The organism is Saccharopolyspora sp. NPDC002686, from assembly GCF_040295745.1.
Classification (GTDB): Bacteria; Actinomycetota; Actinomycetes; order Mycobacteriales; family Pseudonocardiaceae; genus Saccharopolyspora; species Saccharopolyspora oryzae.
Map to the genome: position 1 here is coordinate 1 of NZ_JBEOVY010000206.1, position 13602 is coordinate 13602.

The window sequence follows — 13602 nt, forward strand, 5'->3', positions numbered from 1 at the left end:
CGACCTTCGCCTGCTCGGCGAAGCGCTTCCGCATCTCTGCGGTGACCTTGCGGCGGTCCGTGCCCGGCAGGCACACCACGACGATCAGCAGGGAGCCGAGGAGGCGCCGCGCGCCGAGGGCTTCGAGCCTGCCGAGCAGGTCGTGCGCGGACTGCACCGCGTCCTGGGTCGAGGTGGTGACTAGGACCGCCTGGTCGGCGTTGTGCAGCGCCGCGTCCGCGGCTTCGAAGGCTCCCGCACCGACGTCGAGCACCGTGAAGGCGTGGTGCTCGCGGAGCAGCCCGACGTATCGCGCCAGCTCACCGCCGGTGATGCGGTCCTGGCGGCGGGCGCTGTCGAGGATCCGCAGACCGCCGGGCGCCACCAGCGGCAGCGGGCGGTTCCCGCTGGGCGCGCTGAGGACCTGGACCGAGCGGGGTGCGGGCTGCTGCGCGAGCTTCCGGCCGAGCGAGTGGGTGCCGGACTGCGCGTCGGCGATCACCACCGGGTCGTGGCGCAACGCGGCCAGCGCGGCCGACACCAGCAGCGATGTGGTCGTCGTCCCGACGCCGCCCTTGCCCGCGACCGCGGCGATCACCCGCGGCTGCTGCTGACCTGCGCGGATCCGGGCGAGCAGGCGGCGTTCCCGCTCGGCGATCTCGGCCGCTCCCGGCGTGACCAGCCCGAAGCTGGCCGACCGGAGCAGCCGTCGCCAACCGTGCGGGACCAGCGTCGGGGGCTCGGGATTCGCGACCGCTTGCAGCGCCGCGGCCGGTCCGCTCGGGGCCGGGTTCGCGCCGAGCGGCCGGTTCAACGCCGCAGGTCGAACGGCCGGTGTCCCGGGTGGCGGCGTGCCCGGCGGCGGCACGGCCGGTGTTCCCGGAGGCGGGGTGAGCGGCATCCAGCCGCCCTTGACGCCGGGCGGCATCGGCGGCTGGGCGTTGCGGCCAGCCTGGATCTCCTCCGGGCGGATCTTCTGCGTCGGCTCGGCGGACGGCACCGAGGAGGTCGGGTTGAGGCCGAGCGCCGCCGGGTCGATGCCCATCCGCCGCAGCTCCGCGGCGCTGGACTGGGCCCCGGCCTGCAGCTCCTCGCCCTGGGACTCGTCGCTCATGCCACTCCCTCCCGGATCACCGCGTCATCCCGCCGATCGCGTCGAACAGCCCGAGCGCCGTCGCCGCCACCGGCAGGACCAGCACGACCACGGCCAGCTCGACGATGTTGAGCGTGCGCTTGATCCGCGCCCGGACGATGTCGGACAGCGCCAGCGAGCTCAGCACCAGCGCCACCAGCACGACCGCGACCAGCGCCAGCAGCAGGAGCGGCCGCCGCGCCGGGAGGTCGTCCCAGTACAGGTGCAGCCCGTTCACCGCGAGCCCGACCAGCCCGGCCACCCGCAACGGCACGACGTGGTGGACCTGCGAGAACACCCGCGAGCGCAGCAGGACGGCGACCGCGACGACCGCGGCGAGCAAGCGGTCCGACAGCTGCTCAGACAGCGCCAGCGCTCCCACCAGCCAGATCGCGACCGCGGAGATGCCGAGCACGGAACCGGTGAGCAGCTCGGCGGAAAGCCGGATGCGCTTGGCCAGCTGAGCAGCGCCCAGCACGCTCGCGTTGCGCACCTGGTAGTCGGCGTTCGCGACGCCACCAGCGGCCAGAGCAACCCTCGGGAGAGCCCCGATCACCAGCACGCAGATCACCGCAACAGCCCTCGTGACCTGCAAGGACGACACGTCGAACGCCGTCACCGCGGCCACCACCGAGCTGGCGATCGCCACCGTGCCGGTCGCCGCGAGGTGCGGTGCGGCGAGGCGAGTTCCGACGAACGATCCCGCCGCGACCACCGTGGCGACCACCGCGCCCGCAGCCTGGCCCGCCAAGCTCGGCCACGCCCACAGACCCGCCAGCAACCACCCGCACAGCGCGCCCCAGCCGCAAGCCACCGCCAGCAGCACGCGCACCGCAGCGCGCTCGCCGCGCCACGCCGCCCAGAGCGCGGCACCGACCAGAACACCCGCCAATCCAGCGGCGGAGACGATCGGCAGCGGCTGCCCGACCACGCGCACCTCGCCGAACAACATCAGCAGAGCGAGCGCGAAAGCCGTGGTGTAGAGCGCGAATCGGAACGTGGCGCGCGGGTTCCAGAGCAGTCCGGCGTGGTCGATCGCGTCCTCGAGCGCGTCGCGCACGTCCTCGACGTAGGCCGGGCGGTTCTGCGTCCCGCGCACCTGGAGTTCGAGCAGGTCGCCGTCGGTGACGCCGGCGTCGGTCAGGGTCCGGTCCGGCGGGATCTCGGCGCCACCGACGCGGGCCAGCACCCACCGCGCTGGCTCGGTGCGCTCGGTGTTCGGGGAGCACAGCTCCAGCAGCTGCGGCATCAGCTCGGACACCGCGCTGCCACCGGGGAGCGCGACGTCGACCCGCCGGTCCTCCGACAGCACCGTCACGCGGCTGTAGGCCCTCGTCAACCCGTTCCCTCCCGTGTCGACCTCTCCAGAACTCCGACGTCCTCACGCCCGCTCGCGTTCCGCCGCAGCGTATCGATTTCAGAAGACCGCGAGGTGAAACTGGTTGAGTAGTTCCACACTTATCCACCGCACCGCGATCGGCTGGACTGGCCGGTGTGATCGCTGAGCAACAGACCCCCGCGCCGATCGGAGCGCGGATCGCGGTGTCCCTGGCCACGTTCGTCGTGCTGATGCCCTGGCTGGGGTTCTGCCTGCTGCTGTTCGGGTTCTCGGCGATGTGCACCGACGACTTCGACGACTCCGACTGCGCCGAAGCGATGGGCACCCCGGTCGTGCTCGGCGTCCTCGGCCTGCTGCTGTGCGTGCTCCAGGTGGTCGTCGCGGTCCGCGGGAGGACCACGAAATCGGTTCTGCTGCGCGGGATCCCCGCGCTGGTGCTCGCTCCGCTCGGGGTTCTCCTGGTGGTTTCGCTGTACGTCGGGTGAATCGCCGCTGAGCAGCGGGCGACCAGAACCCGCCAAGTGGAACCGGACGTCCGCCTCGAACGTCACACCGATGGTTGAATCTCGGATGCCAGTCGAGGACGAAGGACGCGAACCGTGAGTTTCGATCCACGAGACACGAAAGCGAACGCGGGCACCATCCGATCCGCCGCCGGCGATCTGGAAGCGGTGTCCGGAAGTCTGACCGGCCACGGCCAGTCGGTGGGCAGCGCGCTGCGCACCACCGCCAAGTCGTTCTCCGATCTCATCTCCTCGCGCATCACCTCGCAGGCGGCCTACAACGAATCCGCCTGCCAGACCGCGGTGTCCGCGGTGATCTTCGGGCAGGCCGTCACCGACGGCTGGGCCGAGGACGTCGAGTGGTTCAAGCGCGAGCGCGAAAAGCTGATCAAGCAGTGGAACGAAGCCGAGGACAGCAACTTCGGCGTCCAGAAGCCCGAGCTCGCCAAGGTCCCGGCCGACGAGAAGCAGGAGAAGCTCTCCTCCTACGACAGCAAGGTCGCCTCGGCCAAGTCCGCGAAGCTCGAGGAGCTCAACAAGAAGGCCGCCGACCTGTGGGAGCGCTTCCAGGACAAGGCGGGCACCCGAGGCAGCCAGCTCACCAACGGCCCGACCCCGGAAGCCCTCCACCAGCTCGACGCGGCAGGCCTCCTCCCCCTGGCGGCGACCTCCCTCTTCGGCAGCGACTGGACCCCGGCCCGCCCCCACGCCCTGCTGGCCAGCATGATCAGCAAGGGCGTGCTACCGGCGAAGTTCGCCGAGATGAGCGCCGCTGAAGTCGAGAAGGCCCTGACCAACCCCGACGACCCCAAACTCGCGCAGGCCCTGGTGAACCACGGCCAGGGCTCCATGGGCAGCGACCCGATCGCCAAGGAACTCCAGGCCCTGGCCAAGGCCGGCGACGCCCAGGGCATCAGCAAGCTGCTCGGCGGCCTGTCCGGCGAACAGCAGCACTGGTACGCGCTCCTGCTGGCCCCGGCCATCGGCAACCTCTCCGGCGCCTCCTTCGACATGCGCGCGACGTCGAACCGCGTCCGCATCAACGCTGCGCTGGGCGACAAGAACGCGGACATCGCGAGCCTGAAGAAGCGCATCGAGAAGCTGCAGGGCGAGCTGTCGGACACCTCCGGCTACAACCCCTACGGCGGGGGCTACAACCTCGAGAACGCCCGGATCGCGCAGGAGATCCAGGACCTGAAGAAGCAGCTGGAAGCGGCGGAAACCCGCTCCAAGACGCTGGAAGGCATGCTCACCGACACCCGCACGAACTACGGGCACCTGCCGGGCGAGCCCAACCAGGTGCACCGCAAGATCGTGTACTTCGACCCGAAGGACGACGGCGCGGTGGCCGAGCTGCTCGGCAACATCAACAAGGACACCAAGAACGTCGGCGTGCACGTGCCCGGGACCGGCACCGACATCGACAACTTCGGCGGCGTCGCCGACAAGGTCGAGGGTTTCGTCCGGGAAGCCGACCGGTCCGGCGACAACCTCGCCATGGTCGCCTGGATGGGCTCGGACCTGCCGGACAGCGTGCCGAAGGACGCTCCGTTCGTGAACTACTCCGAGGACGGCGGGAAGAAGCTGGCCGGTTTCTCCCACGAGCTGCGGCAGGAGATGAACAGGAACGTCCCCGACAACGACCTCGGGATCACCGTGTCCGGCCACTCCTACGGCGGCGCGGTCGTCGGCAAGGGCGAAGTGCACGGCATGGACGCCAACCGGGTTCTGCACATCGAGTCGGCGGGCATGGGGCACAACGTGGACAGCCCGGACGACTACAACAACCCGAACAAGCACGTCTCCCGGTACTCCATGACGGCACCGAGCGATGCGATCGGCGCCATCCAGGGCAAGAACGGCCCGGACTGGCTCGGGATGGGCAACTTGGGCCACGGCGCGGACCCGGACGAGTTCGACGGAGTCACGCGCCTGGAGACGGGCCGCTACTCGGACGACCCGAAGAACGTGCCCGACGGCGAGAAGCCGGGTTCGGTCATCGCGGGTCCGACGAAGTCGCACAGCAACGTGTTCTCCTACGACTCGGACGCCTGGTGGAACATGTACAACGTCCACACCGGCGGCCAGGTCGAGGTGTACCAGGAACCGGCGCAGATCGACACGGGGCATGGTGTGATCGAGCGGGAGCAGGTGGATCTGCCCAACTACGAGCCGGAGTACGAGGACGTCAAGTGAAACCCAAGGGCCTCATCGGAATCGTCGCGTCTGCCGTTCTGGTCTCGGCCGCTGGTTGTGCGACTCCCGGCGGCCAGCCGGAACGACCTGCCGAGGGAGGGAAAGTGGAGAGCGAGGAAGTCCTCAACTCCGAAGCTCAGAAGGTCCGCGCCGCGGTGGACCAGCTGGTCGGCGAGCTGCCGGGGGTGACCGGCACGGAAGCCGACACCGACCGCGCGGAGCCCTGCGGCATGTCCGGCACCGGTCCGGACGGCAAGCCGAGCACCGAGTACCAGTGGATCTACTCGGTCCAGGTCAAGGTGGACGGCCGCACCGGCCAGGAAGTGCTGGAACCGTTCCTGCAGGCCAACGGGGTTCGCGAACCGCGGAACCGGACGGGAATCACCTACAAGGTCACCCGCGGTGACGTCACCATGAACGTGACCGTCAACGACGAGGAGCCGGAGGGCGGTGTCACCGGAGCCACCCGCTGCGTCGACACCGGCACCCAGCTGTCCGGCTGAACCGCCGGGCTCGTTCGTGAAGAGGCCGACGCCGCTGAGCGCGGAGCCGTCGAACTGATCTCGTGAGGTAGTCAGGTGGGGACGACGCAGGTGCGGCGTCCGGCTCGGTTGGACGTGCCGGATCCGGGGGTCGAGCCGATCGTGGTGGCCGCGCCGCCGCAGCAGTCGGACGCGACCCCGCAGTCCACCAGCGCGGCGATGATCATCATGCCGCTGGTGTCCGGGTCGGGGTCGCTGCTGATCACGCTCACCAACCAGGACCGGCCGCTGTTCGCCGCCGCGGGCATGCTGTTCCTGATCGCCTCGGTGGCGCTGGGCGTGGTGCTGTTCATCGGCAGCCGCTCGGGCCCGCGCAAGCGGATGCGGCTGCAGCGCGAGCGCTACCTGGACTACCTCGAAGACCTGCGCCGGACGCTGCGGGAGATCGTCGCGCTGCAACGCGACGGCGCGGCGTTCCGGCATCCCGATCCGCACACGCTCCTGGACGTCTCGCGCCTGCCGCAGCGCCGCTGGGAGCGGCGGGCCACCTCGCCGGACTTCCTGGAGCTGCGGATCGGCATCGGCCCGCGTCCGCTGGCCCGCCCGCTGAACCTGCTCGTCGACGACTCGAATCCGCTGGTCAGCTACGACCCGGTGTCGTTGGGCACGGCGCAGCAGCTGGTCACCCGGTACGAGTCGCTGGCCGATCAGCCGGTGCCGATCCGGCTCGCCCAGGCGGGCTGCGTGTCGATCGTCGGCGACCGCGAGGCCGGTCGGCGGGTGGCGCGGGCGCTGGTCGGGCAGCTCGTCGCGTTCCACTCCCCGGACGACGTGCGGTTGGCCGTGGTCCGGCACGAGCGCTTCGCCGAGCAGTGGGACTGGGCCAAGTGGCTTCCGCACACGCTGGACGACTCGCGCGCCGACGGTCCCGTGCCGGTCCGGCTGATCAGCTCCACCACCGGCGAACTCGCCCAGCTGCTGGCCGACGAGCTGGAGCACCGCCGCGAGGACCTGTCCCGGCGCCGGGGCAAGCCGCCGGGCGCGGGCACCCAGCGGCTGGTCGTCGTGGTGGACGGCGAGGCGCAGCCGTCGCTGGCCGGGATCGAGGCCGCGGCCGGAACGTCGCTGGCCGACCTGGGCATCCACCTGATCTGCCTGCTCGGCACCCCTCGCGAGGAACCGGAACGCGTCGACCTGCGCGTCGAGGTCGTCCCGGACGGCAGCGCGCGGATCTCCGGCGAGAGCACCCGGTTCCGGGCCGACGGGCTGTCCCCGGCCGAGCTGTCCTCGCTGGGCCGCGAACTCGCCCCGCTGGTGGTCGTGGAGTCCGAGGGCGAGGAGCTGCTGAACTCGACCGTCGGGCTCGCCGACGTCCTCGGCGTGCCGGACGTCGCCGCGCTGGACACCGCGAGCACCTGGCGGCCGCGCCCGATGCGCGAGTTCCTGCGGGTGCCGATCGGCATCGGCGTGGACGGGCACCCCGTCATGCTGGACCTGAAGGAATCGGCCTTCGGCGGGATGGGCCCGCACGGACTGGTCGTCGGGGCGACGGGTTCCGGCAAGTCGGAGATGCTGCGCACGCTGGTGAGCTCGCTGGTCATCGGGCATTCGCCGGACCGGCTGGCGCTGCTGCTGGTGGACTTCAAGGGCGGCGCGACCTTCGCCGGGATGCGGCAGCTGCCGCACCTGGCGGGCATGATCACGAACCTGGCCGACGACCTGTCGCTGGTCGACCGGTTCCGCGACGCGCTGGACGGCGAGATGCTGCGCCGCCAGCAGCTGCTCTCCGACGCCGGCAAGCAGGCCGGCGTCGATCTGCCCAATGTGGACGCTTACGAGGACCTGCGGGCCACCGGCGCGCCGCTGGAACCGCTGCCGCACCTGCTGGTGATCATCGACGAGTTCAGCGAGCTGCTGTCGGCGAAACCCGAGTTCGCGGACCTCTTCGTGGCGGTGGGCCGGATCGGCCGGTCGATCGGCGTGCACCTGCTGCTGGCCACGCAGCGGCTGGAGTCCGGCAAGATCCGCGGGCTGGAATCGCACCTGTCGTACCGGATCGGGCTGCGGACCTTCAGCGAGGGCGAATCCCGCGACGTCATCGGCGTTCCCGACGCCTACCACCTGCCACCGGAACCGGGCTCGGGCTACCTCAAGGTCGACACCAGCGTCTTCGAGCGCTTCAAGGCCGCCCTGGTGACCACCCCGTACCGCCCGCCGCGGGAGCGGGAGCGCGGCAGCGATCTCGTCGTCCCCTACACCGCGACCAACGGGCTGGCCGGGTTCCTCCAGCAGCGCCGGGACCTGGCGCGCAAGGCCGCGCAGGACGCCGCCGACCAGGCCGCCGAGTCCGATCGGACGGTGCTGCAGGTGGCGGTGCAGCGGCTGGTCGAGTCGGGTGCCCGCCCGGTGCGGCAGGTGTGGGTCGATCCGCTGCCGTCCGCGCTGCCGCTGGACCGCGTGCTGGATTTCGAAGCCGACGGCGCCGCAGCCGATCCGCAGCGCGTCACCGCGCTCCTGGGCATCGAGGACATCCCCGCCGAGCAGCGGCAGCAGGCGCTGGAGTGGGACTTCACCGGCGCCGAGGGCAACCTCGTGGTGCTGGGCGCGCCGCAGACCGGCAAGTCGACGCTGGTGCGCAGCATGCTCGCGTCGATGTCCCTGCGCTACGCGCCGGGCCAGGTCGCGTTCTTCTGCGTCGACTACGGCGGCGGCACGCTGGTCCCCTTCGAGCAGCTGCCGCACGTCGCGGCGGTGGCCACCCGAGCCGACCCGGACCGCGTGCGCCGGACGATCTCCGACGTGCAGGGCATGCTCGACGAGCGGGAGCGCCTGTTCCGGGTGCACGGCCTGGATTCCGCCGCCGAACTGCGCCGCCGTCGCGCGGCGGGCGAGGTCCCGCCGTCGGTGTTCGGCGACGTGTTCCTGGTGCTCGACGGCTGGGGCGTGCTGCGCGAATCCGATCTGGACCTGGAAGAAGTGGTCATGGACATCGCGGGCCGGGGGCCGGCGCTGGGCGTGCACACCGTGCTGACCGCCAACGCCGGCAACCAGGTCCGCGTCCGGCTGGCGTCCTCCTTCGGCGGCCGGCTGGAGCTGCGGCTCAACGACCCGTTCGAGTCGCACATCGACCGCCGCGCGGCCGACGAGCTGCCGAAGGACCAGCCCGGCCGGGTCCTGGTGCCGTCGGAGAACTACGCGCAGGTCGCGCTGCCGCGCATCGACGGCAGCGCCACCACCGACGACCTGACCACCGGTGTGCAGGAGCTCATCGCCGAGGTGGCCCAGCGCTGGCCGGACGGCGCGGTCCCGGTGGTGCAGGTGCTGCCGGAACGCGTCAAGCTGCGCGCGATCCCGGGTCACGACGACCCGAACGCCCCCGGCCTGGTGCTCGGCCTGTCCGAGCGCGACCTCGGCCCGGCCCGCCTCGACCTGTTCGGCAACGACCCGCACCTGCAGGTCTACGGCGATCCGCAGACCGGCAAGTCGACGCTGGTGTCGAGCCTGCTGACCCAGCTGACCGGCCGGATGACCGCGTCGGAGCTGGGCATCGTGCTGGTCGACTACCGCCGCACCCACCTCGAGGAGGTGCCGGAGGAGTACCTGCTGGCCTACTGCACGTCCGCCACGCAGACCGCGCAGGTCGTCCAGGAGGTGTGCACGGGTCTGAAGGAGCGGATGCCTGGCCCGGACGTCACGCCCCAGCAGCTGCGCGACCGGTCGTGGTGGGACGGCTTGGAGGTGGTGGTCGTGGTCGACGACTACGACCTGGTGTCCACGGCCTCCGGGAACCCGCTGGCCCCGCTGGCCGAGTTCGCCCCGCAGGGCCGCGACCTGGGCCTGCACCTGGTCCTGACCCGCCGGACCGGCGGCGCGTCCCGCTTCCTGTTCGAACCGCTCACCCAGTCCCTGAGCGACATGGGCAGCCCGGGAGTCCTGTTCTCCGGCGACCGGATGGAAGGCCGCCTGATCAACGCGACGGCCTCCCGGACCCTCCCACCGGGCCGAGCCCTCCTGGCCCGCCGGAGCATGCCACCGGTCCAGGTCCAGACGGCGATCCCGTGAGACGTCAGTCGTCCGCCTTCTCCGGCTGCGGTGCTGCGTAGTGGGTCTGCGCCCAGGCGGCCCGGGCTCCCGAATCGCCGATTCGCACGACCTGGACAGCCGACACCGCTGCGAGGACGATCGTGGCGACGGCGAGCGCCGCGACGATCGACTTCATCGCGAGACGGCTGGTCGCTCCTGATCCCTCGCGGCGTGATCGCCGGTCCAGCCACACGAGCGCGGTGCCTGCGACGAGCAGACCGGCCACGAAGACCAGGAGCTGGTCGCCGAGGTGGGTGTGCTGCCGGATGAGCTCGGTGGGGACGAGCCGGTGCTCCAGCCCTTCGCCGCTGCTCGTCGCCACGGGTACCGACGCGGTGGCGGCAGCAGTGACGGCGACGGCGAGCCAGCCGTACCGGCGGCGCGCGGCGGGCCAGACCGCCACGGTCACCGTGGCCAGCACTGCCAGTGGCACCAGGACGACGACGGCGTGCACGACGAGGACGTGCACGGGTAGTCCGTTGAGGAACACAGGCATGCAGGACTCCTGATCAAGTCGGATCGGACCCTGCTCAGCTTGACCGGGTTTTCTTCGAGGTTCCTTGGAACCTCCGCGACCGGCAGACCTGGGAATGCGCAGGCCTGGGGATGAAGAAGGGCCGGTCCCCTGCGGGAACCGGCCCTTTCGAGCGGTAGCGGTGGGATTCGAACCCACGGTGGCTGTTAACCACACACGCTTTCGAGGCGTGCTCCTTAGGCCGCTCGGACACGCTACCGCCGACTAGGTTACAGGTCGGGTCGCGCGACTCGACGAGGGGGTCAGCGCCAAGCGCGGAGCGCTTCCGCCAGTGCGGTCCGGGCGCGGAACAGGCGACCTCGAACCGCCTGCTCACCTGCGCCGACGCGCTCGCCGATCTCCAGGTAGGACAGGCCGTCGAGCTCGGCGAGCACCCAGACCTGGCGCTGCGGCGGCGGCAGGTCACCCAGGGCGCGCAGCAGCTCGATCACCCCGGCACCCGCCTCGACCGCCCGCTCCGGGTCGGCCAGCGGCGCACCACCGGCGACCGAGCGCTGCTCCGGCACCGACCACACCGGCTCGGTTCGACGGGTGCGCCTGGAGCGCAGGACGACCAGGCAGCGGCGGCGCGCGATCTGGAACAGCCAGGTGCGCAGAGCCGCCGGTTCGACGAGCTCTCCAGCCCGCCGCCACACCGTGAGGAACGCGTCCTGGACCACGTCCTCGGCGTCCGCGCGATCGCCCAGCATCCGCAGCGCCATGCCCAGCAGCGGGGCCGAGCAGCGGTGCACCAGTTGTTCGAAGGCAGCATCGTCACCTGCGGCGATGCGCTCTGCCAACACCGCATCGGTCGGCTCCACGTCACTCCCCTGCAACGCGATGGGTCCGCCCCGACGTAGCGGAGCGGACCCATCGTCACAGGCCCCGGTCTCGAAGGTGCCCAGGACAGGCCACCCGAACCGGTGGAATATTCCGCAAAGGCCGCTGAACTCGTCCTTCGCGGCAGCGGCCCTAGCTGTCGTCGTCCTTGCGGAGGCGATCCTTGGCTTCGTCCACGGCTCCGGCAGCCCGGTCCTTGATGTCCTGGCCGGTTTCCTTGACCTCGCCCTCGATCTTGTCGCGTTGCCCGGCGCGCTTCACCTCATCGTTCCCGGTGGCCTTGCCGAGGGCTTCCTTCGCCTGTCCGACCAGCTGCTCCGCCTGCTGCTTGGCCTTGTCGAACACACCCATCGGTCACTCCATCCCTTCGGGAACACGTGCACCAGTTCGGGTACCCGGATAGCCGCCGCATTACGGCTCAGCGGTCGATATCACTCCGATGGGTGGCGAAGAACTCCTCCAGCACGGCGGCGCAGTCGTCGGCCAGCACCCCGCCGACGACCTCGGGCCGGTGGTTCAGCCTGCGGTCGCGCACCACGTCCCACAGCGATCCGACGGCACCGGTGCGCGGCTCCCACACCCCGAACACCACTCGAGCCACCCTGGCCAGCACCAACGCGCCCGCGCACATCGTGCAGGGCTCGACCGTGACCGCGAGGGTGCAGCCCTCCAACCGCCAGCCGTCGCCGTGCACCGCGGCCGCGGCGCGCAGCGCGAGGATCTCGGCGTGCGCGGTGGGGTCCTGGAGGGCTTCGCGCTGGTTGTGCGCCTGCGCGAGCACCCGGCCGTCCTGGTCGACCACGACCGCGCCGATCGGAACATCCCCTGTGGACGGTGCTTCGGCGGCGACGCGCAGCGCGGCCCGCACCAGCTCGACGTCACCGGCGCGGAAACCGGAATCGCTCACTGCTCCAACTTCTCCAGCAGCTTCTCGAAGTCGTCCCCGAACCCGCAGCGCTGGGCGATCATCACCAGCTGCTCGTCCGGGTAGAGGTCGACCTCTTCGATGATCACCAGCAGCTCGCCCTCGGGCAGCCCCAGGTCGGACAGGATGGACAGGTTGCCCTCCGGCCAGACCTCCTCGTCGTCCTCGTCGGGCGGTTCGACGCGCAGCAGGTCGAGGACGTCGGCGGCGATGTCGTAGTCCAGCGCCGCGGCCGCGTCCGACAGCAGCAGGTCCACCCCACCGGGTACCGGCCGGATCAGCACGAAGAACTCGTCGTCCACATTGCACATGCCGAACACGGCACCCGTGGAACGCAGCTCGCGCAACGCCGTGATCGAGGCGTCCAAGCCGGTCAGCGCGGTTTTGTCCATCGCGCTGCACCGCCACCGCCCGTCTTCGCGCACCACGGCGACGGCGAAGCCCGCGACCGGCTCCTGCAGCGTCATGGGGACACCGTAAAGCGTGCGAACGCCACCCGAAAGCACTATTGCGCGCTCGTAACCTTCCGGGCACCGAATCCCGCTCGACCGGGTGCGCGGTGACCGGTCGGGTTCGGGCAGGATGGACGGATGCGTGCCGTGTGCGTGATCGGACTGGGACTCATCGGCGGCTCGGTGCTGCGGGCCGCCTCCGCCGCCGGACGCCCCGCCTGGGGCAGCACCAAATCCGAAGCCGACGCCGACGCAGCGCGGGCGGACGGCTTCGAGGCCCTCGAGATCGACGAGGCGCTGAGCCGCGCCGCCGCCGAGGACGCGCTGATCGTCCTGGCGACGCCGGTGACCGCCGTCCGCGGCGTGCTGCGCAAGATCGCCGAGCACGCCCCCGACGCGTGGCTGACCGACGTGGTCAGCGTCAAGGACCCGGTCGACGCCGAGGTCCGCAGCGTCCTGCCGGAAGCCCGCTACGCGGGCGGACATCCGATGGCCGGCCTGTCGAGCTCCGGCTGGGAGGCCGGTTCGGCCGAGCTGTTCCGGGGCGCGGCCTGGGCGGTGACCATCGAGGAGGACACCTCCCTCGAAGCGTGGCGGGAGGCCGCGCAGCTGGCGCTGGACTGCGGCGCCCAGGTGGTGCCCACCTCCGCTGCCGCGCACGACTCGGCCGTCGCCCGGATCTCCCACCTCCCGCACGTGTTCGCCGCGGTCCTCGCCGCCGTCGGCGCGGACGGCGGACCGCTCTCGCTGTCGCTGGCCGCGGGTTCCTTCCGCGACGGCACGCGAGTCGCGGGCAGCTCCCCGGACCTGGTCCGGGCCATGACCGAGGGCAACCGGAGCGCCCTGCTCGACGCGGTCGACGACGCCCTCGGCCGGCTGGGCGCGGCCCGCGGCTCCCTCGCCTCCACCGGCGGCCTGAAGTCCACAGTGGACTCCGGCTACGCGGCCCGCCGGTCCCTCGAAGCCCTGGCGACGACCCCCCGCACCACCACGACCGTCCGCCTCGACGGCAACGCCCCGGAGCGCCTCCGCGAACTCGGCGACCTCGGCGGCCGAGTCGTCGCCCTCACCCAGGACACGGCCCAGCTCGAACTCCCCACCCCGTCCTGACGCACCCGTGATCCGCAAATTCAATGGAAATCAGACCTCTGATTTCC

11 protein-coding genes, 1 tRNA gene and 1 pseudogene are annotated in these 13602 nt (G+C 71.3%); 5 read left to right on the forward strand and 8 right to left on the reverse strand.

Annotated features, from left to right (window positions below):
* A pseudogene (locus ABTZ89_RS24520) lies at positions 1 to 1093 on the reverse strand (hypothetical protein); the annotation flags it as partial.
* 16 nt (positions 1094 to 1109) lie between these two features.
* Positions 1110 to 2450 (reverse strand): type VII secretion integral membrane protein EccD, encoded by a 1341-nt coding sequence (eccD, locus tag ABTZ89_RS24525; RefSeq protein ID WP_351048652.1) that lies wholly within the window; start codon positions 2448 to 2450, stop codon positions 1110 to 1112.
* Positions 2451 to 2605: 155 nt separating this feature from the next.
* Here eccD and ABTZ89_RS24530 point away from each other — a divergent pair, with 155 nt between their 5' ends.
* The 4 genes from ABTZ89_RS24530 (at position 2606) to eccCa (ending at position 9693) form a co-directional block, all read left to right on the forward strand.
* Positions 2606 to 2935 carry a hypothetical protein gene (locus ABTZ89_RS24530; RefSeq protein WP_351048655.1) on the forward strand — a complete coding sequence of 110 codons (330 nt, stop codon included), beginning with the start codon at positions 2606 to 2608 and terminating at the stop codon, positions 2933 to 2935.
* A 114-nt stretch (positions 2936 to 3049) separates the two neighbouring features.
* Positions 3050 to 5149, forward strand: coding sequence for an alpha/beta hydrolase (locus tag ABTZ89_RS24535; protein ID WP_351048658.1), 2100 nt, complete (start codon positions 3050 to 3052; stop codon positions 5147 to 5149).
* Positions 5150 to 5253: 104 nt separating this feature from the next.
* Positions 5254 to 5652, forward strand: coding sequence for a hypothetical protein (locus tag ABTZ89_RS24540; protein WP_351048661.1), 399 nt, complete (start codon positions 5254 to 5256; stop codon positions 5650 to 5652).
* A gap of 75 nt (positions 5653 to 5727) precedes the next feature.
* Entirely contained in the window at positions 5728 to 9693 is a 3966-nt protein-coding gene (gene eccCa / locus ABTZ89_RS24545) for a type VII secretion protein EccCa (RefSeq protein ID WP_351048663.1), read from the forward strand.
* A gap of 4 nt (positions 9694 to 9697) precedes the next feature.
* Here the strand turns inward: eccCa and ABTZ89_RS24550 are convergent, their stop codons facing one another.
* The 6 genes from ABTZ89_RS24550 to ABTZ89_RS24575 all read right to left on the reverse strand — a co-directional run bounded on the left by ABTZ89_RS24550 (position 9698) and on the right by ABTZ89_RS24575 (position 12460).
* On the reverse strand, positions 9698 to 10210 hold the full coding sequence (locus ABTZ89_RS24550) for a DUF2231 domain-containing protein (RefSeq protein ID WP_351048666.1): 513 nt from the start codon (positions 10208 to 10210) through the stop codon (positions 9698 to 9700).
* A 152-nt stretch (positions 10211 to 10362) separates the two neighbouring features.
* A tRNA-Ser gene (locus ABTZ89_RS24555) sits at positions 10363 to 10448 on the reverse strand.
* Positions 10449 to 10491: 43 nt separating this feature from the next.
* Entirely contained in the window at positions 10492 to 11049 is a 558-nt protein-coding gene (locus tag ABTZ89_RS24560; protein WP_351048669.1) for an RNA polymerase sigma factor, read from the reverse strand.
* Positions 11050 to 11200: 151 nt separating this feature from the next.
* Positions 11201 to 11419: a CsbD family protein gene (locus ABTZ89_RS24565; protein WP_270953377.1), complete on the reverse strand. Its 219-nt coding sequence runs from the start codon at positions 11417 to 11419 to the stop codon at positions 11201 to 11203.
* 67 nt (positions 11420 to 11486) lie between these two features.
* Positions 11487 to 11975, reverse strand: coding sequence for a nucleoside deaminase (locus tag ABTZ89_RS24570; protein ID WP_351048672.1), 489 nt, complete (start codon positions 11973 to 11975; stop codon positions 11487 to 11489).
* The gene (locus tag ABTZ89_RS24575; protein ID WP_270953375.1) at positions 11972 to 12460 is read right to left on the reverse strand and encodes a tRNA adenosine deaminase-associated protein; all 489 of its coding nucleotides are present in this window, start codon (positions 12458 to 12460) and stop codon (positions 11972 to 11974) included. The genes ABTZ89_RS24570 and ABTZ89_RS24575 overlap by 4 nt, the downstream gene beginning before the upstream one ends.
* 123 nt (positions 12461 to 12583) lie before the next feature.
* Between ABTZ89_RS24575 and ABTZ89_RS24580 the strand changes: the two genes are divergently transcribed.
* Positions 12584 to 13555 carry a prephenate dehydrogenase gene (locus ABTZ89_RS24580; protein WP_351048676.1) on the forward strand — a complete coding sequence of 324 codons (972 nt, stop codon included), beginning with the start codon at positions 12584 to 12586 and terminating at the stop codon, positions 13553 to 13555.
* Positions 13556 to 13602 lie beyond the last annotated feature (47 nt).

What these genes read in the sequence shown, in the direction of transcription:
- ABTZ89_RS24550 (WP_351048666.1), bottom strand. Translation starts at nt 10,210, where the DNA reads ATGCCTGTGTTCCTCAACGGACTACCCGTGCACGTCCTCGTCGTGCAC.
- ABTZ89_RS24565 (WP_270953377.1), bottom strand. Translation starts at nt 11,419, where the DNA reads ATGGGTGTGTTCGACAAGGCCAAGCAGCAGGCGGAGCAGCTGGTCGGA.
- ABTZ89_RS24575 (WP_270953375.1), bottom strand. Translation starts at nt 12,460, where the DNA reads ATGACGCTGCAGGAGCCGGTCGCGGGCTTCGCCGTCGCCGTGGTGCGC.
- ABTZ89_RS24580 (WP_351048676.1), top strand. Translation starts at nt 12,584, where the DNA reads ATGCGTGCCGTGTGCGTGATCGGACTGGGACTCATCGGCGGCTCGGTG.